Source organism: Pseudomonas sp. HMSC057H01 (assembly GCF_001836405.1).
Taxonomy (GTDB): Bacteria; Pseudomonadota; Gammaproteobacteria; order Pseudomonadales; family Pseudomonadaceae; genus Pseudomonas; species Pseudomonas aeruginosa.
The window spans coordinates 20,676-41,482 of sequence record NZ_KV828391.1 but is presented as its reverse complement, the minus strand read 5'-3'; the positions used below and the strand labels follow the sequence as shown (position 1 = coordinate 41,482).

The 20,807-nt window shown below is 67.2% G+C and carries 23 protein-coding genes; 8 read left to right on the top strand and 15 right to left on the bottom strand.

Annotation, left to right across the window (positions count from 1 at the left end):
* The first annotated feature begins 77 nt into the window (after positions 1 to 77).
* The gene (gene hcuB, locus HMPREF2581_RS04050; RefSeq protein ID WP_003140579.1) at positions 78 to 1,226 is read left to right on the top strand and encodes a hydrophobic compound transporter HcuB; all 1,149 of its coding nucleotides are present in this window, start codon (positions 78 to 80) and stop codon (positions 1,224 to 1,226) included.
* A gap of 3 nt (positions 1,227 to 1,229) precedes the next feature.
* Here the strand turns inward: hcuB and HMPREF2581_RS04045 are convergent, their stop codons facing one another.
* Both HMPREF2581_RS04045 and HMPREF2581_RS04040 read right to left on the bottom strand, forming a co-directional pair.
* A complete protein-coding gene (locus HMPREF2581_RS04045; protein ID WP_003082243.1) occupies positions 1,230 to 1,451 on the bottom strand; it encodes a VF530 family protein in 222 nt (73 codons plus the stop codon).
* A 100-nt stretch (positions 1,452 to 1,551) separates the two neighbouring features.
* Complete coding sequence (locus HMPREF2581_RS04040; protein ID WP_003109112.1) at positions 1,552 to 1,743, bottom strand: hypothetical protein; 192 nt, start codon at positions 1,741 to 1,743, stop codon at positions 1,552 to 1,554.
* A gap of 470 nt (positions 1,744 to 2,213) precedes the next feature.
* On the opposite strand from HMPREF2581_RS04040, the gene hcuC reads away from it, so the two are divergent.
* Positions 2,214 to 3,980: a hydrophobic compound transporter HcuC gene (gene hcuC, locus HMPREF2581_RS04035; protein ID WP_003086478.1), complete on the top strand. Its 1,767-nt coding sequence runs from the start codon at positions 2,214 to 2,216 to the stop codon at positions 3,978 to 3,980.
* A gap of 2 nt (positions 3,981 to 3,982) precedes the next feature.
* On the opposite strand, the gene HMPREF2581_RS04030 is transcribed toward hcuC, so the two are convergent.
* Together HMPREF2581_RS04030 and HMPREF2581_RS04025 are read right to left on the bottom strand one after the other, a co-directional pair.
* Positions 3,983 to 4,318: a lysozyme inhibitor LprI family protein gene (locus HMPREF2581_RS04030; protein WP_003086480.1), complete on the bottom strand. Its 336-nt coding sequence runs from the start codon at positions 4,316 to 4,318 to the stop codon at positions 3,983 to 3,985.
* A gap of 103 nt (positions 4,319 to 4,421) precedes the next feature.
* Positions 4,422 to 6,746, bottom strand: coding sequence for an LTA synthase family protein (locus HMPREF2581_RS04025; RefSeq protein WP_003140575.1), 2,325 nt, complete (start codon positions 6,744 to 6,746; stop codon positions 4,422 to 4,424).
* 254 nt (positions 6,747 to 7,000) lie between these two features.
* Between HMPREF2581_RS04025 and HMPREF2581_RS04020 the strand changes: the two genes are divergently transcribed.
* On the top strand, positions 7,001 to 7,840 hold the full coding sequence (locus HMPREF2581_RS04020; RefSeq protein ID WP_003082250.1) for a CvfB family protein: 840 nt from the start codon (positions 7,001 to 7,003) through the stop codon (positions 7,838 to 7,840).
* Positions 7,841 to 7,849: 9 nt separating this feature from the next.
* On the opposite strand, the gene HMPREF2581_RS04015 is transcribed toward HMPREF2581_RS04020, so the two are convergent.
* From HMPREF2581_RS04015 to yfiR, 5 genes are all read right to left on the bottom strand, one after another.
* Positions 7,850 to 8,224: a hypothetical protein gene (locus tag HMPREF2581_RS04015; protein ID WP_003082252.1), complete on the bottom strand. Its 375-nt coding sequence runs from the start codon at positions 8,222 to 8,224 to the stop codon at positions 7,850 to 7,852.
* 106 nt (positions 8,225 to 8,330) lie between these two features.
* The gene (locus tag HMPREF2581_RS04010) at positions 8,331 to 8,885 is read right to left on the bottom strand and encodes a magnesium transporter (protein ID WP_016254128.1); all 555 of its coding nucleotides are present in this window, start codon (positions 8,883 to 8,885) and stop codon (positions 8,331 to 8,333) included.
* Positions 8,886 to 9,159: 274 nt separating this feature from the next.
* Positions 9,160 to 9,666, bottom strand: coding sequence for a small colony variant regulatory network protein YfiB (locus tag HMPREF2581_RS04005; RefSeq protein ID WP_003133895.1), 507 nt, complete (start codon positions 9,664 to 9,666; stop codon positions 9,160 to 9,162).
* On the bottom strand, positions 9,638 to 10,945 hold the full coding sequence (gene tpbB, locus HMPREF2581_RS04000) for a small colony variant regulatory network diguanylate cyclase TpbB (RefSeq protein ID WP_003116327.1): 1,308 nt from the start codon (positions 10,943 to 10,945) through the stop codon (positions 9,638 to 9,640). The genes HMPREF2581_RS04005 and tpbB overlap by 29 nt, the downstream gene beginning before the upstream one ends.
* Positions 10,945 to 11,517: a small colony variant regulatory diguanylate cyclase inhibitor YfiR gene (gene yfiR / locus HMPREF2581_RS03995; protein ID WP_003086488.1), complete on the bottom strand. Its 573-nt coding sequence runs from the start codon at positions 11,515 to 11,517 to the stop codon at positions 10,945 to 10,947. Before yfiR ends, tpbB begins: the two co-directional genes overlap by 1 nt.
* Positions 11,518 to 11,726: 209 nt before the next feature.
* Here yfiR and def point away from each other — a divergent pair, with 209 nt between their 5' ends.
* Positions 11,727 to 12,266, top strand: a complete 540-nt coding sequence (def, locus tag HMPREF2581_RS03990) for a peptide deformylase (RefSeq protein ID WP_003086490.1) — start codon at positions 11,727 to 11,729, stop codon at positions 12,264 to 12,266.
* Between the two features lie 33 nt (positions 12,267 to 12,299).
* Here def and HMPREF2581_RS33470 read toward each other — a convergent pair whose 3' ends face one another.
* Both HMPREF2581_RS33470 and HMPREF2581_RS03985 read right to left on the bottom strand, forming a co-directional pair.
* Positions 12,300 to 12,431, bottom strand: coding sequence for a hypothetical protein (locus HMPREF2581_RS33470; protein ID WP_003086493.1), 132 nt, complete (start codon positions 12,429 to 12,431; stop codon positions 12,300 to 12,302).
* A 132-nt stretch (positions 12,432 to 12,563) separates the two neighbouring features.
* Complete coding sequence (locus HMPREF2581_RS03985; protein ID WP_003082265.1) at positions 12,564 to 12,884, bottom strand: DUF2025 family protein; 321 nt, start codon at positions 12,882 to 12,884, stop codon at positions 12,564 to 12,566.
* Positions 12,885 to 13,114: 230 nt separating this feature from the next.
* Here HMPREF2581_RS03985 and dgt point away from each other — a divergent pair, with 230 nt between their 5' ends.
* The gene (gene dgt, locus HMPREF2581_RS03980) at positions 13,115 to 14,611 is read left to right on the top strand and encodes a dGTPase (protein ID WP_003109104.1); all 1,497 of its coding nucleotides are present in this window, start codon (positions 13,115 to 13,117) and stop codon (positions 14,609 to 14,611) included.
* Between the two features lie 13 nt (positions 14,612 to 14,624).
* Positions 14,625 to 15,377 (top strand): SIR2 family NAD-dependent protein deacylase, encoded by a 753-nt coding sequence (locus HMPREF2581_RS03975; RefSeq protein WP_003140568.1) that lies wholly within the window; start codon positions 14,625 to 14,627, stop codon positions 15,375 to 15,377.
* Positions 15,378 to 15,383: 6 nt separating this feature from the next.
* On the opposite strand, the gene HMPREF2581_RS03970 is transcribed toward HMPREF2581_RS03975, so the two are convergent.
* Together HMPREF2581_RS03970 and HMPREF2581_RS03965 are read right to left on the bottom strand one after the other, a co-directional pair.
* Positions 15,384 to 15,971, bottom strand: a complete 588-nt coding sequence (locus tag HMPREF2581_RS03970) for a DUF4234 domain-containing protein (protein WP_003082271.1) — start codon at positions 15,969 to 15,971, stop codon at positions 15,384 to 15,386.
* A gap of 94 nt (positions 15,972 to 16,065) precedes the next feature.
* Positions 16,066 to 17,055, bottom strand: coding sequence for an aldo/keto reductase (locus HMPREF2581_RS03965; protein ID WP_003082273.1), 990 nt, complete (start codon positions 17,053 to 17,055; stop codon positions 16,066 to 16,068).
* A 134-nt stretch (positions 17,056 to 17,189) separates the two neighbouring features.
* Between HMPREF2581_RS03965 and HMPREF2581_RS03960 the strand changes: the two genes are divergently transcribed.
* Positions 17,190 to 18,101 (top strand): LysR family transcriptional regulator, encoded by a 912-nt coding sequence (locus tag HMPREF2581_RS03960; protein ID WP_003086503.1) that lies wholly within the window; start codon positions 17,190 to 17,192, stop codon positions 18,099 to 18,101.
* Positions 18,102 to 18,135: 34 nt separating this feature from the next.
* Positions 18,136 to 18,543: a FosA family fosfomycin resistance glutathione transferase gene (locus tag HMPREF2581_RS03955; RefSeq protein ID WP_003082280.1), complete on the top strand. Its 408-nt coding sequence runs from the start codon at positions 18,136 to 18,138 to the stop codon at positions 18,541 to 18,543.
* On the opposite strand, the gene HMPREF2581_RS03950 is transcribed toward HMPREF2581_RS03955, so the two are convergent.
* Both HMPREF2581_RS03950 and HMPREF2581_RS03945 read right to left on the bottom strand, forming a co-directional pair.
* A complete protein-coding gene (locus tag HMPREF2581_RS03950) occupies positions 18,540 to 19,517 on the bottom strand; it encodes a rhamnosyltransferase (RefSeq protein ID WP_003140566.1) in 978 nt (325 codons plus the stop codon). The genes HMPREF2581_RS03955 and HMPREF2581_RS03950 overlap by 4 nt on opposite strands.
* Positions 19,505 to 20,773 carry an MFS transporter gene (locus HMPREF2581_RS03945; protein ID WP_003140564.1) on the bottom strand — a complete coding sequence of 423 codons (1,269 nt, stop codon included), beginning with the start codon at positions 20,771 to 20,773 and terminating at the stop codon, positions 19,505 to 19,507. The genes HMPREF2581_RS03950 and HMPREF2581_RS03945 overlap by 13 nt, the downstream gene beginning before the upstream one ends.
* Positions 20,774 to 20,807 lie beyond the last annotated feature (34 nt).

Genomic DNA, 20,807 nt, shown 5'->3' with positions numbered 1-20,807 from the left:
CAGCCCGTGTGCGGACCGCTAGGCGCGGCGGATCTGCGACTAGAGTGGTGTTTTTCGCTTGGGGAAGGAGAGAACGCATGCCGGGCCTGTCTTTGAATGCCATCCTGCTGAGCGCCGCCGCGCTGCTCGCCCCGTCGGCCGAGGCGGTGGACGCCGGTCGCCACGACAGCGAGCTGGGCGCCGTCGAGGTCACCCCGGTGGTTGGCGGTCTGGCCTATCCCTGGGCCGTCGCCTTCCTGCCGGACAACCAGGGCATGTTGGTCACCGAGCGGCCCGGCAGCTTGCGTTTCGTCAGTCCCGAGGGACAGTTGTCGGCGCCGCTGGAAGGCGTACCCAGGGTCTTCGCCAGCGGCCAGGGGGGCCTGCTCGACGTCGCCTTGTCGCCGGGGTTCGCCGAGGACCGGCTGGTCTACCTGACCTATGCCGAGGCCGGCGAGGACGGCCGCGCCGGAACGGCGGCGGGACGCGGCCGGTTATCGGCGGACAAGCGACGGCTGGAGGGTTTCCACGTGATCTTCCGGCAGTTGCCGAAGCTTTCCAGCGGCCATCACTTCGGCTCGCGCCTGGTCTTCGACGGCAAGGGCCACCTGTTCATCGCCCTCGGCGAGAACAACCAGCGCAGCACCTCGCAGGACCTGGACAAGTTGCAGGGCAAGATCGTCCGCCTGTATCCGGACGGCGGCGTTCCCAAGGACAATCCCTTCGTCGGCCGTGCCGACGCGCGGCCGGAGATCTGGAGCTATGGCCACCGCAACCAGCAGGGCGCCGCGTTGAATCCCTGGACCGGCCGGCTCTGGACCCACGAGCACGGCCCGCGCGGCGGCGACGAGATCAACATACCCCAGGCCGGCGGGAACTACGGCTGGCCGCTGGCGACCCATGGAATCAACTACACCCTGCTGCCGATCCCCGAAGCCAGGGGCAAGGCCGTCGACGGTACCGAGGCGCCGCACCATGTCTGGGAGAAGTCGCCGGCGATCAGCGGCATGGCGTTCTACGATGCGCAGCGCTTCCCGGCCTGGCAGCACAACCTGTTCATCGGCGCGCTGGCGACGCAGGAACTGATCCGCCTGCAACTGGATGGCGACCGGGTCGTCCACGAAGAGCGCCTGCTGGGCGATCTCGGGGTGCGCATCCGCGACGTGCGGCAGGGCCCGGACGGCTATCTCTACCTGCTCACCGACCAGAAGGACGGGCAATTGCTGCGCCTGGGGTTGGCGCGCTAGCCTTCAGCCTTGGTTGCGTTTGAGCTGGACGTAGAGCGCCTCGACCTTTTCCCGGGCCCAGGGCGTCTTGCGCAGGAAGGCGAGGCTGGACTTGATGCTCGGGTCGTTCCTGAAACAACGAATGTCGACCCGTTTGCCAAGCTCCGCCCAGCCGTGGTGGGCGACCAGTTCGGTGAGCAGTTTTTCCAGGGTGACGCCGTGCAGTGGATCGGGATGGCCAGGCATGAAGGGCTCGGGATTCAGGCAATGAAAAAGGGGATGGAGCGTGGCACATCTGCGTGCCGGCCTGCCATCCCCTTCGTAGTCCCCGGCGAGGGGCGGGCGATCAGCGCTTCTTGCTGATGGTGATCTGCCGCGACGGGCCGTAGACCTGGCCGCTGACGCCCTTGGCGATCTTCTGGATCTCGCCGCCGGCCTGGAGGAAGGCGGCGACCTGCGCTTCGATGGATTCGCGGGTTTCGACCGCGGGAGCCGGCTTGGCGGCTTTCGGCGCGACGGTTTTCTTCATGATGGCCATATCCGGGGACCTGTCTCTGCATTAAATATGGCCGTTCATTATAACCGAAGCGGCGTTTTATTTCATCTTGAATATTGTCGATCAGATTTCGGACGTAACCTGCTGTTTTCTATAAAGTCCGTTAGGCAATACCCGAGCGAGGCGCTGCGGCATTGGCGAGCCGGCGGCGAACTGCTCGAGGTCTCCGCGGCTGGATGTCCCGCCGACCCCGGGCGACGCAGGATACCGCCAGGTGGATAACTCCTTCGCGCATCCCGGCATGAATTCCAATGTTTGCACTAATTGAGCGAGAAAGTTCTCCGGGGCTCTAACTCGCCTATATCGAGAATAATGAAAAGTTCACGATTAGTTATCGGCTAAGTTGCCCGGATATATACGTCGATATCATCGCGCTGCCGGCCGGGGCATGCATCGCCTCGCTGCGTTCCCGGTGCTAACCTGCGGAACCCCAGCCGCCGAGCGAGCGCCGCATGCCAGCCATTCTCTCCTCCCGCCAACGTATCGCCCTGCGCCTGGCCTGGCGCTTCATGGCGCCTTACCGCTGGCGCATGCTCGGGGCCCTGGTGGCGTTGCTGTTCACCGCGGCGATCACCCTGTCCCTGGGCCAGGGCATCCGCCTGCTGGTGGACCAGGGGTTCCTCACCGCCTCGCCCGAATTGCTCAATCGCTACATCCTGCTGTTCTTCGTGCTGGTGCTCGGCCTGGCCGTAGGCACCTTCGTGCGCTTCTACCTGGTGTCCTGGATCGGCGAGCGCTTCGTCGCCGATATCCGCAAGCGCGTGTTCGACCACCTGATCGAGTTGCATCCCGGTTTCTACGAAACCAACCGTAGCTCCGAGATCCAGTCGCGCCTGACCGCCGACACTACGCTGCTGCAGACGGTGATCGGTTCCTCGCTGTCGATGGCCCTGCGCAATGCCCTGATGCTGGTCGGCGGGGTGCTGCTGATGTTCGTCACCAACGCCAAGCTGACCAGCATCGTGGTGCTGGCGTTGCCGCTGGTGATCGCCCCAATCCTGCTGTTCGGCCGCCGCGTGCGCAGCCTGTCGCGGGAAAGCCAGGACCGGGTGGCCGACGTCGGCAGCTACGTCGGTGAGACCCTCGGTCAGATCAAGACCGTGCAGGCCTACAACCACCAGGCGCAGGATCGCCAGCGCTTCGCCGGCACCGTCGAGCGCGCCTTCGACACCGCGCGCAAGCGCATCGCCCAGCGTGCCTGGCTGATCACCGTGGTGATCGTGCTGGTGCTCGGCGCAGTCGGCATCATGCTCTGGGTCGGCGGCCGCGACGTGATCGCCGGCAGCATCTCGGCCGGCGAACTGGCCGCGTTCGTCTTCTACAGCCTGATCGTCGGCATGGCCTTCGGCACCCTCAGCGAGGTGATCGGCGAATTGCAGCGCGCCGCCGGCGCCGCAGAGCGCATCGCCGAGCTGCTCAGGGCGCGCAGCGAGATCCGCCCGCCAGCGCAACCACGCAAGCTGGCGGCGCGGGTGAGCGGGAGGATCGAATTGCAGGCGGTGCGCTTCGCCTATCCGACCCGTCCCGAACACTGGGCCATCGACGACATCAGCCTGGCCGTCGAACCGGGGGAAACCCTGGCCCTGGTCGGACCTTCCGGTGCCGGCAAGTCGACCCTGTTCGATCTGCTCCTGCGTTTCTTCGATCCGCAGCAGGGGCGGCTGCTGCTGGACGGACAGCCGATCGTCGAACTGGACCCGGCCGACTTGCGCCGCAGCTTTGCCCTGGTGTCGCAGAACCCCGCGCTGTTCTTCGGCAGCGTCGAGGAAAACATCCGCTACGGCCGTCCGCATGCCAGCGCCGCCGAGGTCGAGGCCGCAGCGCGTGCCGCGCATGCCCACGAGTTCATCCTGGGTCTGCCGCAGGGCTACGCCACCCACCTGGGCGAGGGCGGCATCGGCCTGTCCGGCGGCCAGCGCCAGCGCCTGGCGATCGCCCGGGCGTTGCTGGTAGACGCGCCGGTGTTGCTGCTCGACGAGGCGACCAGCGCCCTGGATGCGGAAAGCGAGCACCTGATCCAGCAGGCCCTGCCAGGCCTGATGAGCGGACGTACCACCCTGGTGATCGCCCATCGCCTGGCCACGGTGCAGAGCGCCGACCGCATCGCGGTGATCGACCAGGGGCGGCTGGTGGCGATTGGTAGCCACGCCCGTCTGATCGCCGAGAACCCGCTCTATGCGCGCCTGGCGGAACTGCAGTTCGCCGTCGGCGGACGCTAGCTTCAGAGCGGCTTGTCGATGCCCGCGTACTGCTTGTCCAGCTCGTCGATACGCTGCGCGTAGGCACGGGAGAGGCAGTCGGTGTCGCCACCGCAGCGCCGGCGCTCACGCAGCCAGTCCTGCTGCCGGTCCTGCATGGCGCCGCGGCCGCCCATGGCGAACAGGCCGCGGAGGAAGTGGTACTTGACGCTCATCTCGACGTCCTTGTCGTTCAGCGCCCGGTTCGCGCAGATGGCCTTTTCGTCCGCTCGCTCAGCCTTTTCGCAATCGAAGCTGGCCGCTTCGGCCAGGGGCGCCAGCAGGAGTCCGCCGAGGGCGAGGAATGCCAGGTGCTTCATGCCGTTCTCCGTTTCGCCTGGTTGCTTGCGAATCTTCGACGCCCGCGACGGCGCTGGGTTCAGCGGGGAGCGCGCGGCGGCCGGGCGGGCCGCTCCGGCGCGGTCAGTGCGAAAGGATCAGGGCCTTCTGCTCGGGGATGACGGTGCGCTCCCGAGGGGCGTCCGCGCGTTCCGCTTCCTCGGTTTCGGGGCGGTTGGCGAACAGGCTTTTCAGGGTGCTCAGCAGCGGCTGTTCCTTCGCCGCTTCGGCGACCTGGCTGCGGCTTTCCACGGGTTCCGGGTTGGCCGCCGTGACCACGTGGAAGTCGCTGATCTCGATGATCCCGCGGCCCTCGGCGAGCAAGTGGAAGGAGAAGGCCTTGCGCGCTTCCGGGTTGTCGAAGGTGAAGCTCATGTCCAGCGGCTTGCCTTTGAGCAGGCGCGGGATGTCCGGTACCGGTATGGGAACGTCGCGTTCGAACTCCTTGGTCTTCAGCGTCACCCGGGCGCCGTTGCGGTCCATCTGCAAGGCGCGGATCTTCAGGGTGACCGTGGTCCTGCTGTTCTTCGGCATCTCCAGGTATTGCGCGCCGATCAGGTTGTCGGTCCAGTCGTTGTGGGTTTCCGGCTTCAGGCGGATGCGTTCGTGGGTGGCGAACTGGAACTCCTGGCCCAACTGGCCGGCCTGTTGCACGGAGTGGTCGAGGACGGCGGCGCGCTGGCTGACCAGGCGTGCCTGGCGTCCGCTAAAGCGACCGAGGAACTCGGCTTCGTCGGCGATGAAGCCCTCGCTGCGGTAGCGCCGGCAGACCTGCTGGAAATCGCACTCGACGAAGGTGGCCTTGCCGTCGTGGTGGCGCAGCATGCCGTTGGTGTAGGACATCATTTCGCGACCGCTGGCGTAGTCGCGGAACAGCGAGCGCCCGGAAATCCCCGCCGGCACGCGGTAGCCGAAATAGTCGAGGACGGACGCGGCGAGGTCGACGTGGCCGTAGACGCCGCTCTTGATCGGCGGCAGCGCCGCCTGTTCCGGTGCCAGCACCAGGTTGAAGCCCCAGGCCGAGGCGAGGCGCACCTGGTCGACACCGTGGGACTCGTCGGAAGTGAGCACCACCAGGGTGTCGCGCAACACGCCCTGTTTCTCCAGGTCGGCGAGGAAGGCGCCGATCGCGTCGTCGAGATAGGCCACCGCGGCCTGCTTGGCGTTCGGGTAGCGGGCCAGGTAGTCGGCAGGCGCCGAGTAGGGCTGGTGGGTGCCGACGGTGAGCAGGGTCAGCATCCAGGGTTTCTTCTGCTGGCGCAGCTGCTTCACGTAGGTCGCGGCGCCCTCGAAGAAGGCCTTGTCGTCCATGCCCCAGGGAAACTCCAGGTAGGACTTGTTGCGGAACCAGTCGCGCCCGAGGGTCTTGTCGAAGCCCATCTGCGGCATGACCTTGTCCTTGGCCATGAAGCGCAGGCCGGCACCCTGCAGGAAGTGCGTGCTGAAACCGTGCTGGCGCAGCTGGGCGGGCAGGCACTCCCTGGCCCGGGCCGGGTTGTTGAGCAGCTCGACGCCCTTCGGCGTGCCCGAGTCGAGCTTGCTGTAGTCGCCGCAGAGCATGGCGTAGAGGCCGCGGATGGTCTGGTGGCTGTGCAGCACGTAGTCCGGGGTGGTCATCGCCCGTTCGGCCCAGCCACTCAGCCTGGGCATCGGCGCTTCGTGGTAGCTGCTGTTGATGGCGGCGCGGTTGGCGGCGATATACGCGCCGGGGATTCCCTCCATGGCCACGATCAGGACGTTGCGCGCGCGCCCTCCGCCGGCCAGCAGCGGCGTTCCGGAAAGGTCGAGCTGGTTGAGCCCGGCGACGTCCGGCGGGGTGTCCGGACGGTCGCCGGCGAGCCAGTCTTCGACCGCCAGTTGGCCACTGCTGAGCGCGCTGGCCAGCAGTTTGTGCGGCAGGTTGTACTGCTGCCACTGGTCGGCATCGCTCGGACGCAGGTATTGCAGGCCGACATGCGCCGCCAGGAACGCCGCCGGCAGCGCGTAGGCATAGCGCGGCAGGCGCGGACCGCGGCGGCGCCAGAGCAGCACGCAAAGCAATGTCGCGCCGCCGAGGCCGAGCGCCAGTGGCAGGTGGGCGAGGCCGCCGCCCTGGGTGGAGCTGCTGACGAACTGCGGATCCAGCAGGTACTTGAGGTCGGAAGGCTCCGGCATGCGCCCGACCGCGCCGACCAGTTCGGCATTGCCGATCAGGAACAGGCACCAGAGCAGCATGACCGGGAGCGCGAACCACAGGGAGCGTCGATGCAGGAGCAGCACCAGCAGGCTGCCGAGGGCCAGGTCCGAGAGATAGCCGAACGGCGTCGACCAGCCGAGCCAGTAGCGGCCGGCGAGGGGAACGACCAGGAACAGCGCGGCCAGCGCCAGAAGCGAGCCGCAAGATGAGAGCCAACGGCTGAGTGGACGCACAGGAACTCCTGATGAGCGGCAGCGAGAATCCTTGATAAGGATGTTCCAAAAAAGTCTTTAGGGTTCACGATTTTGAAACATCGTTGTGCTTACTGCCAGTAGACAGTCGGCATTTGGGAAATGTCCGCGTGGTTCAGGATGTTTCGGCGCGAACGGCCGGCAAGGCGATGAGCGGCGTCGGCGTACCGGCAAAAACTTCCGCCCGCCTGCGTGGCGCCCGGTAGAATGCCGCCCCTTCGACAGGGGGAGACAACATGGCGGTCATCGGGCGTTTCAATTCACTGCAGGTGGTCAAACACACGGAGTTCGGGCTCTATCTCGACGGTACCCAGCACGGCGAGATCCTCCTGCCCAAGCGCTATGTGCCGAAGGACCAGCCCAGCGAAGTGGGCGACTGGCTCAACGTGTTCATCTACCTGGACAGCGACGACCGCCTGATCGCCACCACCCAGACGCCCAAGGTCCAGGTCGGCGGTTTCGCCAGCCTGAAGGTCGTGGAGATCAACCGGATCGGCCTGTTCCTCGACTGGGGCCTGCCCAAGGACCTGCTGCTGCCGCATTCGGAAGAGAAGCGTCCGTTGCAGGTCGGCGACTACTGCGTGGTCTACGTCTACCTGGACAAGCGCACCAACCGCATCACCGCCACCGCGCGCCTGGACCGCCAGCTGGATAACCTGCCGCCGCGCTACAGCGTCGGCCAGGCGGTCGACCTGCTGGTGGTGGAGCGTACCGAGATGGGCTTCAAGGCGATCATCGAGGGCAAGCACTGGGGCCTGATCCACAAGAACGAGGCGTTCAAGTTCCTCCGCAGCGGCATGCGCGAACAGGGCTACATCAAGGAATTGCGCGCGGACGGCAAGATCGCCCTGAGCCTGCAGCCGGTCGGCGCCGAGGCCGCCGTCGAGCTGAGCCAGCAGATTCTCGCCCGGCTGCTGGAGGCCGGCGGCAGCCTGCCGCTCAGCGACAAGAGTTCGCCGGAAGATATCCACCGGCTCTTCGGGGTCAGCAAGGGGACCTTCAAGAAGGCCATCGGCGGTCTCTACAAGAAAGGCCTGATCCTGATCCACCCGGAACGCATCGAACTGCCGCGCTGAGGTTTCCGCTCAGGGCTGGAGGAACGGGGCGAAGTCCAGGCCAGCGCCGCCGGGGCGGACGTCGCGCAGGCGCTTGCCGGGGTCCGCGCTCAGCTCCAGGCTGAGGGTCGGCCGGCGGGCGTTCTTGTCGCGCAGTTCCAGACTGTCCTGCTGCTGGCGAAGGAAACCGGTGGGCACCTTCAGGTGCTCCACTGCATCGCCGGCCGGGTTCGCCAGCAGCAGGTTGAGGAACTTGCCGGCCTTCAGTTGGCTGAGCGGAATATCGAACCACCAGACGTTCTTGCTCTTGTTGAAGCGGGCGAGCAGGGTGTTGCCGGCATCCAGCACGGACATGCCCAAGGCCTGGTTGAGCTGTGCGATGGCTGCCGCTTTATCGAGTTTCATGGAGTTTCCTGACGGGCCGCGCCGGCCGGGATGGCGGACGGGTAGCCGTATATTCTAGCAGCCGGAGGGACGGCGCAGGACCTGCGCGGTGCGCAGGCCCCGCCGCTCAGACCATCCGCCGGAACCGCCGCCAGCGTTGCTGCCAGCCCAGCAGCAGCGGAGAGACCGCGGGGCCGGTGCCGGCGTCCTGCAGGCGCGGGTGGTGGCTGACCACGTTGACCAGGATCGGCTCCTGGACGTTCTTCACATCGACGAAGAACAGGTGCTGCCCCTGGTGCAGGCGTTCTTCGAAGGGGCGGAAGGCGCGGTTGGTGCGCTGCAGGCCGAAGAAGCTGCCTTCCCACAGGCAGAACGCGCAGAGCACGGCGCCGAGGAAGATCACCGGAATCCAGCCGGCGGCGGTTTCCGTCCAGCCGCTGGCATAGGCGAAGGCCACGGCGACGATGGCCAGGGCGAGGCCGACCAGCAGGCCGACACGGCCGGAGCGGACCACATCCTTCTTCATGAACGGAGAGACTTCGTGCAGATGGCGCTGGCCGGTCTCCGCGTCCTTTTCGCTGAGGACGTGGATCTGCTCGGTGGCGATGCCGCTGGCTTCCAGTTCGGCTTCGAGCCGTTCCAGCTCGTCGAGGTTGTCGCTGATGTAGTAATGCCGGTTCATGGCATGCCTCCCATCGTCTGACGGCCTGTTCCTTGGGCGAACAGGCAAAGGTCGATACCCCCTGTCGGTGAATCCCGGAGCACCCGCAAACGGCAGGTCGGCCGGGATTGTCGGTTTCTTGCGCAGCATTCAGTCTAGCATCCGCGGCAGCGGCGGCCGGTACGCCGGTCTGCTGGCTTCTTCCTTCAACATAGGCCGGAAGCGGGGTGGCGGCGGGGCCGGGCGATGGACGGGCCAGGTACGGGTGGGCCGTACGCAGCCCGCGAGCGCAGGATTACTCGGCGGGAACGATGATGGCGACGCGGCGGTTCTCGCTGCGGCCGGCGCGGGTCTTGTTATCGGCCACCGGCTTGCTCATGCCCAGGCCGCGGACCTCGATGTTGGCCGCCGGCATGCCGGCTTCGCGGAACACCGCGGCTACCGATTCGGCGCGCCGTTCGGAGAGCTTCTGGTTGTAGCCTTCGTCGCCGTAGTTGTCGGTGTGGCCTTCCAGGCGGACCTTGTCGATGTCTACCGCGAGCAAGGCGTGGGCGATCTTCGTCAGGGTGTTGCGGCTGTCGGGATTGAGACGGTCGAGATTGTTGCCGAACAGCACCTTGCTGGACATGCCGAACTCCCAGCCTTCGTCGCGGAGTTCGAAGCCCTGCTCCTGGAGCACGGCGATCTGCTCGGCGCTCAGGCCGGTCTGCGGCGGTTTGGTCTGGCAACCGGCCAGGCCCAGCACAAGGCTGAACAGGGCGAGGGCGAGCAATCTACTTGGGTGGAGCCTCTGGGGTAGCACTGTCTATCTCCTTTTCTTCCTGAAGGATGCGGGGGTCGTTGAGTTCCGCCAGGCGCCGGCTGCCGCGGGCCTGGCGCTTGGCGATGTACATCGCCATGTCGGCGTCGTGGAGCAGCGCCGCCGGGGTATCCGCGTGCTCGGGATAGAGGGCGATGCCGATGGTCAGCGAGGTACTCACCGTGCTGCCGTCGCTGAGCCGGATCGGCGCCTGCATGCTGGCGATGATGTTGTCGGCGATGCGCAGGGCGTCGGCGCCGGACGCCAGCGGTGCGAGCAGGACGGCGAATTCGTCGCCACCCAGGCGCGCCACCAGGTCGCTTTCGCGCAACTGCCCACGGATGCGCATGGCGATGTTGACCAGCACGGTGTCGCCGGCGGCATGGCCGAGGCGGTCGTTGATCTCCTTGAAACGGTCGCTGTCGATGAACAGTACCGCCAATTGCTCGCGGTGCTCGCTGGCATCGCGCAGCGCCCGGCTCAGGCGGCCTTCGAAGAAGGCGCGGTTGGGCAGGCTGGTCAGGCTGTCGTGGTGGGCCTGGTGCGCCAGCGAGGCGTTCTCGTCCTGCAAGCGCGCCTGCCAGGATTCGAGTTCGTCGAGCAGGGCGTTGAAGTCCTCGCCCAGTTGGCTCAGCTCGGCGATGCCGGCTTCCGGTACGCGCTTCTCGAAATCCCGTTCGCGGCGCACGGTATGCGCGACCTTCGCCAGTTGGTCGAGCGGGCCGACGATACCGCGTACCAGCCGCCGTGACAGGTAGAAGGCGCCCAGGGCGGTAAGCAGCAGGCACAGGACCATGCCGGCGAAACCGGTGAGCAGGAAGCGCAGCAGGCTGCCGCCGGAGCCTTTCACCTCCACCGAACCGATCTTCTGGCCGTCGTGCAGGATCGGTTGTTCGGTCGGCGCGCTGAGCAGCCAGTGCGCCAGTTGCTGTTCCAGCAGGTGCAGCGGCCCGGTGCTTTCCCGATGCCAGCTGGCCAGGGGCTGCCCCTGGCGGTCGTAGACGATGGCGCTGGAGACCTCTTCGCTGGAGGCGATCAGCGCCAGGGATTCCTCGGCGGCCTGGGCATCGCCGAAGACCACCGCGGCTTCGACGGTATAGCTGATGGAACGGGCGATCAGTTGCTGGTTGGGGTCCGCGTAGGCGCGCAGGGTCAGCAGGCCGACCAGGGTCACTGCCAGCCCGGCGGTGAATACCGCGACCAGCGCCACGCCCAGGTGCGCGCGATAGAGCACCCGGCGCAGCGATGGATTGGAACCCGTATAGCGACGACGACGGTTCATCACGGAGTGGCCTGCCGCCTTGCCAGTTTCAATACGCTCGGGTGCACGCGTACGCCGCTGCGGGCGATGGAGTCGAGATTGGCCTCGAAGGTGATGCGCGGACCGCCGACGTTGAGGCAGAACATGCTGCCGACGCTGCATTCGGTGCCACGCTCGCTGATGGACAGGACCGGATGCCCGGCCAGGCTGTGGAACACCTGCTGGCGCTCGCGCTCGTCGACCACTCCGAGGTAGATCACGTTGCAGAGCGTGCCGAGGTCCGGGTTGTCCACCGCGCGGCGTTCCGCATGCACGCGCCTGCCATTGGCCTGCACCATGCCGCGGAGCAGACCGTCGGCGTACTCGGTCGGGCCGACCACGCAGAGTTGCAGAACCGCCGGTTCCTTCGGCCAGCGCACGTAGCTGAATATGCCCAGCAGAACCTGGCTGACCGCGTTGCTGCGTTGCTCGACCGACGTCCGTGCGTCGTCCGCCCACAGGCCTCCGCCGCCCAGGCAGGAAACCGCCAGGACCAGGCAGGCCAGGGTGCGCCTGTAGAGGTCGAGGGGCTGCAAGGTGGGCAACGAAGGCAAAAAGGTTTCCTCCAGGAAAACGTAGCGGGGTGGTACGACTGGCCAGTGTAGTCGGTGTGCGGCGAATATTACCGGATGTGCCGGGAAAGAAAGCCGTTCGGTGTCAAACCAATGACGCAATTGCCGGAGATGGAAGCTCTTTGCGTCTTGTCCTGTCTGGTTTTCTGGCTGAGCATGTAGGACGTTACTGACCTTTATCAGGGGGCGGCATGATCCGGGAAATCCTCAAGATGGGTGACGAGCGCCTGTTGCGCATTGCGCAGCCGGTGCCGTCCGAACTGCTCGGCAGCGAGGAGCTGCAACGGCTGATCGACGACATGTTCGAAACCATGCATCACGTCGGCGGGGTAGGGCTGGCCGCGCCGCAGATCGGCGTCGACCTGCAACTGGTGATCTTCGGTTTCGAGCGCAGCGAGCGCTATCCGGACGCCCCGGCCGTGCCGCCGACCATCCTGCTGAACCCGCGGATCACCCCGCTGGACGACGAGATGGAAGAGGGCTGGGAGGGCTGCCTGTCGGTGCCGGGGTTGCGCGGCGCGGTATCGCGCCATCGGCGCATCCGCTACCAGGGCCTGGACCCGCAGGGACAGCCGATCGACCGCAGCGTCGAAGGGTTCCATGCGCGGGTGGTGCAGCACGAGTGCGACCACCTGATCGGCCGCCTGTATCCCTCGCGAATCACCGACTTCAGCAAGTTCGGCTTCACCGAGGTGCTGTTCCCCGACCTGGACCCCGCCGCGGACGATTGAGCGGTTGCGCCTGCGGCTCTGCTCCGGCCTGGCTCAGCTCCGCGATGGGGTGCCGAGCGGCGCCGCCGGAGCGTGTTTTTTCGCTCGTTTCGCCAGGCGTTTCTCCTGGGCGGTTTTCAGCGGTTTCCTACGAGTTTCCTTCTTCGCGTTCAGTCCCTTGCTCATGGCGTTCACCTCCCCACGCAGCACCTGCGTGGCGCGCCGGATGGCCGATGGCGTCCGCGACGCCGGACGGCGGCGGACGCTTCCAGCATAATGCGTGGCGCAGCGCCCGGCGCGGGCGGCGATCGACGGCGCTCAGCGCAACTGGCGTTGTGCGGTGATTTCCGGCAGGTCCTGGCGGCGCAGATAGACCAGTAGCGGCTCGCCGATGTTCAGTCGTTCGTTGATGTTCTGTTCCAGCAGGATCTGCAACTGCTCGCGGCCCAGGCGCATGACGTCGTCGCGTACCGAACTCCAGACGAACTCGCTGGTGGGCGTGATGCTGTCGTCGGCTACGTCCATGCCGAAGGAGTCTTCGCTGAAACGCACGATGTAGCGGCCGGTCTTGCGGTTGAAACCGACGAACCCCTTGAGGGCATCGGCGGCCTGGCAGATATCGGTGGATGTGATGCTCATGCGGAACCTCCCTGAACGTTCCTGTTTCTATGGGCGCACGCATGATCGGCGGCGCCCCCGTTCTGCGGCGGGGGTCGCTGGTGCCGAGCGGGGTATTCTGCCAGTTGCCGCCGCCCGGGGAAGAGGGCGGACCGCGAACGGTAGTGGGACGGATTGTCGCGACCTTGGTTAAACCGCCGCCACGCGCTAGGCTCGGGGTTCGCAGCCGACCGAGTGGAGAACAGCGCCAGATGCCAGGGGCCGTGGATTTCAAGGAGCGGATATCCCGCCAGCGTCCGCATGACAGGGAAACCTACGGACATGCCGGGAATACCGATCTGCAAGACATCGTCTACCAGTTGGAAAGCGACCGCGGGCGCATCGTCAATTCCGCCGCCGTGCGGCGCCTGCAGCAGAAGACCCAGGTCTTCCCGCTGGAGCGCAACGCGGCGGTGCGCAGCCGCCTGACCCATTCCCTGGAAGTGCAGCAGACCGGGCGTTTCATCGTCCGCACGCTGTTCCGCCAACTGGGCCCGCGTGCCGCGGAGGTCGGCCTGGACGGGCTGGAAGGCGCGCTGGAAAGCCTGGTGGAAATGGCCTGCCTGATGCACGACGTCGGCAATCCGCCGTTCGGTCATTTCGGCGAGTACGCCATCAACGATTGGTTCGAACGCAATCTCGACGCCCTGTTCGAGCGCCGCGTACCGCCGGGCCAGGGCGACGGCCTGTTGCAGCAGCGCATGCTCACCGACCTCAAGCATTTCGAAGGCAACGCCCAGGCCATCCGCCTGGTGGTGAAGCTGCTGCGCCTGAACCTCACCTACACGCAGACCGCCGGCCTGCTCAAGTACGTGCGTCCGGCCTACGAGCCGAAGCCGGACAAGGCAGCGGCGAACCACTACCTGAACAAGAAGCCGGGCTTCTATCTTTCCGAGGAAGCCTTCGTCGACGAACTGCGCCAAGTCCTCGGCATGCGCCCGGGCACTCGCCACCCTGTGGCCTACATCATGGAAGCGGCCGACGATATCTCCTATTGCCTGGCCGATATCGAAGACTCGGTGGAAAAAGGCATCCTCGACATCCGTCAATTGGCGGATCTGCTGGTGAAGAAGTTTGCCGTCCACCATTCGCCGGACGCACCGATTCCCGGCGACGCGGACAACATGAGCTTCCAGCGGATGGTCGACTACTCGCTGGAAAAGGCCGAGCGGGAGCCGATCAACAAGGTCAGCGAATTCTTCATCCGCCTGCGGGTGAAAATGATCCACCCGCTGGTCCAGCACGCCGCCCAGCAGTTCATCGACAACCTCGAAGCGGTTCATGCCGGCACCCTCGGCCGCGCGCTGATGGAGGACGGCAGCCTGCCGCACGCCATCGTCCAGACGTTCAAGGACGTGGCCATGGAATGGGTGTTCTGCCATCCGGAGGTGGAAACCCTGGAATTGCAGGGCTACCGCATCATCCAGGGCCTGCTGGATTTCTACGCGCCGCTGCTGCGCCTGCCGGCCGAGGAGTTCCAGGCCCTCGCCGAAGGTCGCCAGGCCGCCGCGCCGCATCCGCAACTGCTGGTTCGGCGCCTGCCGAGCCAGCAGATCAAGGCTTACCTGGAGGCCATGAAAGGTGTGGCGGAGGACCCGTTGCAGCGGCAGTGGGAGTTCTACCACCGCTGCCGCATGCTCCAGGATTTCGTCAGCGGCATGACCGACCAGCATGCCCAGGACGAATACCGCGCGTTGTCCGCGCTGTAAGCGGAGGAGCGAGATGCGCGCTGTCGTCGAACTGCTCGCCGGCGCCCGCCGCCTGGTGATCTTCACGGGCGCCGGGGTGTCGGCGGAAAGCGGGATTCCCACCTTCCGCGATGCCCTTGGCGGTCTCTGGGCGCGCTACGATCCGGCGGCCCTGGCTACGCCCGCGGCCTTCGCCGACGATCCCGCGCTGGTCTGGGGCTGGTACGAGTGGCGCCGCCTGAAGGTGCTGGGTGTCCAGCCGAATCCCGCGCACCGGGCGATCGCCGCGTTGAGCGGACGGATCGCCGACACCCGGTTGGTCACCCAGAACGTCGACGACCTGCATGAACGCGCCGGCAGCCGCGACGTCCTTCACCTGCATGGCAGCCTGCACGCGCCGCGTTGCGCGACCTGCGCGGCAGCCTACCGGGACGCCTTGCCCGATTCGGTCGAGCCGGAAGAGGGACGACGGATCGAGCCGCCGCGTTGTCCGGCCTGCGGCGGACAGGTCCGGCCGGGCGTGGTCTGGTTCGGCGAGGCGCTGCCCGAGGCGGCGCTGCGCGAGGCTTTCGCCGCGGCCTGCGAGTGCGACCTGTTGCTCAGCGTCGGCACTTCCGGCGTGGTGCAGCCGGCGGCGCGGATACCCGGACTGGCGCTGGAACACGGTGCCAGCGTCGTGCATGTGAACCCGCAACCGGTGCGCACCCGCCATCCGCGCGAACACTGTCTCGTCGGTCCGGCCGGCGAGATGCTGCCCGAACTGTTGCGCCGGGCGTTTCCCGGCTGAGGCGGCTCAGCCCTGGGACGAGCCGAAGAGGATCACCGCGGAACCGATCAGGATCAGCAGCCAGTAGAGCGCGCCGAGCACGATGAACAGCAGGTTGTAGCCCGAATAGCCGGCGTTGCCCGTGCCCTGCGGGTCGCCGCTGGCGAGGTTGGCCTGGCGCTGGATGTTGCGCATCGGGATAAGCGGCGTGAGCAGCAGCAGGAGCGAGGGCAGCGAGTAGGGCTCCAGCGCGGGGACCACGTCGGTGAGGTGGCTGATCAGGTTCGCCGCGACCGTCAGCAGCACCGCCCAGGTCGCATCCTTGCTCGGGCTCCATAGTGCCTGGCGCTCTTCCGGCAGGGCCTGGTGGATCCGCCGGGCGAGGGCGTGGAAAAAGAAGATGCCGAAGATCGCCCGCCATACCGGGCTGATCCGCCGCTCCATCTGCGGTTGCTGGGCCTTCCAGTGCTTGTACATCCAGTACACGCCGTACAGCCCCAGGGTGACGAGGAAGAGCACGCTCATCTTGCCCAGGGAAGTGACGAAGAAATGCGCCCGCTTCGCGCCGCGGGTTTCCACCAGGGGCGCTTCCGGGGTCTTGTAGACGTTTTCCATAACTGATCCGGCAGTCCTTGAGAAAAACCGCCATTTTGCCTTCCGCCGCTCCGTCAGGCCAGCGGCCAGGGGTGTTGCCGCCCCGGCCGTCCGATCAGGCGTTGCGGCTGGGCGGCGCCATGAACTCGGGACCGACCGGATCCTGGATGGTCTCGGCGAGGATCCGCTCGATGCGGGCCATGGCCTCGTCGTCCAGGCGCCAGCCGAAGGCGTCGGCGATGCCGTTCAACTGCTCCGGCTTGCGCGCCCCCCACAGCGCCACCGTAGGGCCGCGATCGAGAATCCAGCGGATGGCCAGGGCCAGCACCGACTTGCCATAGCGCTCGCGAGCCAGTTCCTCCAGTTGCGCGACCGCTGCCAGGTACTGGGCGAAGCGGGGCTGCTGGAACTTCGGGTCGGACTTGCGCAGGTCGTCGCCATCGAAGCGGGTCTCGGCGTTCATCCGTCCGGAAAGCAGGCCGCGGCACAGCGCTCCGTAGGCCAGCACGACGATGCCGTTACGCTCGGCGTAGGGCAACACGTCGGCGTCGATGGCGCGCTCGAACAGGTTGTAGGGCGGTTGCACGCTGGCCAGCGGAGCGAACTGGCGGAACCCGTCCATCTGTTCCGGCGAATAGTTGCTCACGCCGATGGCGAGGATCTTGCCGTCGCGGCGCAGGCGCTCCAGTTCGCCGGCGGTCTCCTCGTGCGCCACCAGCGGGTCCGGCCAGTGGATCTGGTACAGGTCGATGCGATCGGTCTTCAGCCGTCGCAGTGAGTCCTCGACCTCCCGGCGGATGCGTGCGGCGGAGGCGTTGCGGTGGATGCCCGCGTCGCTCCACTCCAGCGCCGCCTTGGTGGCGATCACCGCCTTGTCGCGCAGGCCCTGCAAGGCCTTGCCGACGACCTCCTCGGAATGGCCGAAGCCATAGACCGGCGCGGTGTCGATCAGGTTGATCCCGGATTCCACCGCACGCCGGATGGTTTCCACCGACGTCGCGTCGTCAGCGCCGCCCCACATCCAGCCGCCGATGGCCCAGGTGCCGAGGCCGATGCGCGAGACCGGCGTGTCGATACCCTCGATGCGAATGCTTTCAACGCTCATGGAAATACTCCTGCAGATCGGGAAAACGCTTGCCGGCAATGCGCTCGGCGGCACGGAGCGATTACTCTAGATCACCCGAGATTGAATGTGGCTCAATGCTGCATTGACCTCCGAGAACTGCCAGGAGCCCTGGAATGCCGGCTTTCACCCGTTCCGAACTCGCCGACCTGAACGTCTTCATGACCATCGTCCGGCGCCGCAGCTTCCGTCACTCGGCCCAGGAACTGGGTGTCAGTACCTCGGCGCTGAGCCACAGCATGCGCAACCTCGAGGCGCGGCTCGGGGTGAAGCTGCTCAACCGTACCAGCCGTTCGGTGGTGCCGACCGATGCCGGCAGCGCGCTGGCGGCCAAGCTGGAGGATGGTTTCCAGGTGATCGGCGAGGCGCTCGGCGAACTCGATGCCTATCGCACCTCGCCGGTGGGCCGGCTGCGCCTGAACGTGCCGCGCGATGCCTCGCGGCTGCTGCTGGGGCCGGTCCTCAGGCGCTTCACCGAGGCGTATCCGGACCTGCAACTGGAACTTTCGGTGGAGGACCGCATGGTCGACATCGTCGCCGACGGCTACGACGCCGGCATCCGTTACGGCGGCACGGTGCCCCAGGACATGGTCGCGGTGCCATTGACCGGGGAGCTGCGCTGGGTGGTGGCCGCGTCGCCCGATTACCTGGCGCGCCACGGCGTGCCCCAGCGGCCGGACGACCTGTTGCGGCACGCCTGCATCCGCATGCGCCTGGGCGACAACTCGTTCTACAAATGGGAACTGGGCGACGGCGAGCGGATGGTCGAGGTCGACGTGCCCGGCCCCTTCAGCGTCAACGAAAGCAATACGGCGGTTGCCGCGGCCCTGGACGGTGTCGGCCTGGCCTACTGCCTGGAGGTGGGAATCGCCGAGGAGCTGCGTAGCGGCCGGCTGCAACTGGTATTGCCGGACTGGACCTCGATGGGCGCGCCGTTCTGCCTCTACTATCCGAGCCGACGCCAGCCGCAACCCGGCTTGCGCCAACTGATGGAAATGATCCGCGGCGACTGGCTGGGACGTGCCTGAATCGACCTCTCGCCACACCTTGCAAGGAGCCCCCATGCTTACCGGTCTCAATCACCTGACCCTGGCGGTCGCCGATCTGCCGGCCAGCATCGCCTTCTACCGCGATCTTCTCGGCTTTCGCCTGGAAGCGCGCTGGGACCAGGGCGCCTATCTCGAACTGGGTTCGCTGTGGCTGTGCCTGTCCCGGGAGCCGCAGTACGGCGGGCCGGCCGCGGACTACACGCACTACGCCTTCGGCATCGCCGCCGCGGACTTCGCCCGCTTCGCCGCGCAGCTGCGCGCGCATGGCGTGCGCGAATGGAAGCAGAACCGCAGCGAGGGCGATTCGTTCTACTTCCTCGACCCGGACGGCCATCGCCTGGAGGCCCACGTCGGCGACCTGCGCAGCCGGCTCGCGGCGTGCCGGCAAGCGCCCTATGCGGGAATGCGTTTCGCCGACTAGGCCTTGGCCTTGCCGGAAGCTACGGACGCCACGGCCGGACCGGCGAGGCGCTTCAGCAGGCGCGGGCGGTTGCGCTCCAGTGCGCCGCCGCGCCCCCGCAGGCCGTCCCACAGGCCCCAGCCCAGGCAGCGCAGCTTGAGCAGCTTGTCGCGTTCGAGCAGGAGCACCGCGAGGCCCTGGGTCAGGGTCGGCAGGTTCGCCAGCAGGGCCAGCGGCGAGGACCGGGCGTAGCGGCGCAGGACCAGCAGGCCGTTGCGCGCCAGGTAGTAGCGGCGCAGCGGGGCGTGGTTCATCGCGCTGAGGCTGAGACCGCCGAGGCGGCGGGTCTTGCGCGTGCCGATGCGGTGCTCGAGGACCAGCCGCGGGTCGACGTACAGGGGCACGTCCAGCGCCTGGGCGCGCAGGCTGTACTCGGTGTCCACATGGTCGATGAACAGTTCCTCGTCGAAGTGGCCGAGGCGCTGGTAGGCCTCGCGGGTCAGCAGGCAGCCGGAGGAGATCAGGAACGAGGTGCGCTGTGGGATCGTCAGGCCGTCCAGGGACAGTTGCCTGAGCGCCAGCCCGTCGAGGTGGATGGCCGGCAGGAAGCGCCGGTCGCCCCGGTCGAAGATCCGTGGGCCGAGCAGGCAGGCCTGACCGTTGCGCGCCTGCAGGTTGCGCCACTGGGCGGCGAGGAAGGCGCCGCCGGGACGGGAGTCCTGGTCGAGCAGCAGCACACCCTGCACGCCACGCCGGAACAGCGCGTCGAGCCCCTGGTTGAAGGCGCCGGCGATGCCCTGCCGGTTGCCGTGGTGCAGCACGGCGATGCCTTGCCCGCGCAGCCGGGCATTGCGCTGCGGATCGCTGTGCGGTGAGTTGTCGACGGCGAGGAAGCGCAGTTGCGGAAACGCCGCCGCCAGTTCGCCAAGGTGTTCCAGGTCGTCGTCGCCAGGATTGAACAGCACCACCAGCACGCCCATGTCTATCCGGTCCATGATCGTTCTTCTCCCGTAGGTCGAAGTTGCCAGGCCAGGACCAGCCCGGCCAGAACGAGAAGGGCGCCGGCGAGGAATGGCGCGCCGGCCAGGGGCACTGGCGCGAGCGGACCGCTGCCCCAGTGGAACAGGCCGCTCATCAGCGGCGGACCGACGATCGCGGCGAGGCTCATCAGGCTGCTCAGCACGCCCTGCAACTCGCCCTGGCGATCGACCGGCACGCGGGCCGAGAGCAGCCCCTGCATGGCCGGGGTGGCGAGGCTGCCGAGCGCGAAGGGCAGCAGCGCGCAGACCAGCCAGAATGACGAGTCGACCAGGGCGAACAGCAGCAGGCCGCAGCCTTGCAGGGCGAGGCCCAGGCGCAGCAGGCGGGCGTCGTCCAGGCGCCGCTTGCAGAGGTTCACGCCGAGGGTCTGGGCGAGCACCGCGAGCACGCCGTAGAGGGCCAGCGAGTAGCCGATCCAGGCGCTGCTCCAGTGAAACTTCTCGATCACGAAGAAGGGCCAGACCACCATCACCGCCTGCAAGCCGAGGAATACCAGGGCAAGCACCGCCAGCAGGCGTCCGACCCCCGGTTGCCGAGCCAGGCCGCTGATCGAGCGCAAGGCGTTCATCCGCCTCGGATCCAGGCGGCGGCGTCGCGTCGGGGGCAGGGTTTCCTCGAGGAACAGGCCGGCGAGCAGGGCGTTGAGCAGGCACAGGCCGGCGGCCAGCAACAGCGGCAGCGTCGTGCCGTGCACCGCCAGCAGCCCACCGAGGGCGGGGCCGAGGATCATGCCCAGGGCGAGGCCGGCGTACAGCCAGCCGAAGTGCCGGGTGCGCTGCCCGTGCGTGCCGAGGTCCGCCGCGCAGGCCATCGCGGTGGCCACGCTGGCGCCGGTGAGCCCGGCCAGCGCGCGACCGAGGAACAGCATCCAGAGGCTGTCGGCCAACGCCAGAAGCAGATAGCTGAGGGCGAAGCCGAGCATCGCCAGGACCAGGACGGGGCGGCGTCCGAAGCGGTCGCTGAGGCTGCCGAGGACCGGCGAAAAGAACAATTGCAGCAGCGCGAAGGTCATCACCAGGGCGGCGCCCCAGGTGGCCGCGTCGCGGACCGCCAGCGGCGCCACGCTGCCGATCAGCGTCGGCAGCAGGGGCACGATCAGGCCGACGCCAGAAGCATCCAGCAGGCAGGTGAGGAACAGCAGAGGCAGGACGCGTTTCGCGCCGGGACCGTGTTCCCGCGTGGCGGAGGGGCAGAGGCTGGTCGTGGACACGCCAGGATCCTCCCGGCGAACACAGGAAATCCCG

Excerpts from the sequence above, each read along its gene's own strand:
- HMPREF2581_RS04015 (WP_003082252.1), bottom strand. The coding sequence starts at position 8,224 with ATGAAACTCGATAAAGCGGCAGCCATCGCACAGCTCAACCAGGCCTTG.
- HMPREF2581_RS33470 (WP_003086493.1), bottom strand. The coding sequence starts at position 12,431 with ATGAGCAAGGGACTGAACGCGAAGAAGGAAACTCGTAGGAAACCGCTG.
- HMPREF2581_RS04040 (WP_003109112.1), bottom strand. The coding sequence starts at position 1,743 with ATGGCCATCATGAAGAAAACCGTCGCGCCGAAAGCCGCCAAGCCGGCT.
- def (WP_003086490.1), top strand. The coding sequence starts at position 11,727 with ATGATCCGGGAAATCCTCAAGATGGGTGACGAGCGCCTGTTGCGCATT.
- HMPREF2581_RS03960 (WP_003086503.1), top strand. The coding sequence starts at position 17,190 with ATGCCGGCTTTCACCCGTTCCGAACTCGCCGACCTGAACGTCTTCATG.
- dgt (WP_003109104.1), top strand. The coding sequence starts at position 13,115 with ATGCCAGGGGCCGTGGATTTCAAGGAGCGGATATCCCGCCAGCGTCCG.
- hcuC (WP_003086478.1), top strand. The coding sequence starts at position 2,214 with ATGCCAGCCATTCTCTCCTCCCGCCAACGTATCGCCCTGCGCCTGGCC.
- HMPREF2581_RS04010 (WP_016254128.1), bottom strand. The coding sequence starts at position 8,885 with ATGAACCGGCATTACTACATCAGCGACAACCTCGACGAGCTGGAACGG.
- HMPREF2581_RS03950 (WP_003140566.1), bottom strand. The coding sequence starts at position 19,517 with ATGGACCGGATAGACATGGGCGTGCTGGTGGTGCTGTTCAATCCTGGC.
- tpbB (WP_003116327.1), bottom strand. The coding sequence starts at position 10,945 with ATGAACCGTCGTCGTCGCTATACGGGTTCCAATCCATCGCTGCGCCGG.
- HMPREF2581_RS03965 (WP_003082273.1), bottom strand. The coding sequence starts at position 17,055 with ATGAGCGTTGAAAGCATTCGCATCGAGGGTATCGACACGCCGGTCTCG.
- HMPREF2581_RS03970 (WP_003082271.1), bottom strand. The coding sequence starts at position 15,971 with ATGGAAAACGTCTACAAGACCCCGGAAGCGCCCCTGGTGGAAACCCGC.
- HMPREF2581_RS03985 (WP_003082265.1), bottom strand. The coding sequence starts at position 12,884 with ATGAGCATCACATCCACCGATATCTGCCAGGCCGCCGATGCCCTCAAG.
- hcuB (WP_003140579.1), top strand. The coding sequence starts at position 78 with ATGCCGGGCCTGTCTTTGAATGCCATCCTGCTGAGCGCCGCCGCGCTG.
- HMPREF2581_RS04020 (WP_003082250.1), top strand. The coding sequence starts at position 7,001 with ATGGCGGTCATCGGGCGTTTCAATTCACTGCAGGTGGTCAAACACACG.
- HMPREF2581_RS04045 (WP_003082243.1), bottom strand. The coding sequence starts at position 1,451 with ATGCCTGGCCATCCCGATCCACTGCACGGCGTCACCCTGGAAAAACTG.
- HMPREF2581_RS03955 (WP_003082280.1), top strand. The coding sequence starts at position 18,136 with ATGCTTACCGGTCTCAATCACCTGACCCTGGCGGTCGCCGATCTGCCG.
- HMPREF2581_RS04030 (WP_003086480.1), bottom strand. The coding sequence starts at position 4,318 with ATGAAGCACCTGGCATTCCTCGCCCTCGGCGGACTCCTGCTGGCGCCC.
- HMPREF2581_RS03975 (WP_003140568.1), top strand. The coding sequence starts at position 14,625 with ATGCGCGCTGTCGTCGAACTGCTCGCCGGCGCCCGCCGCCTGGTGATC.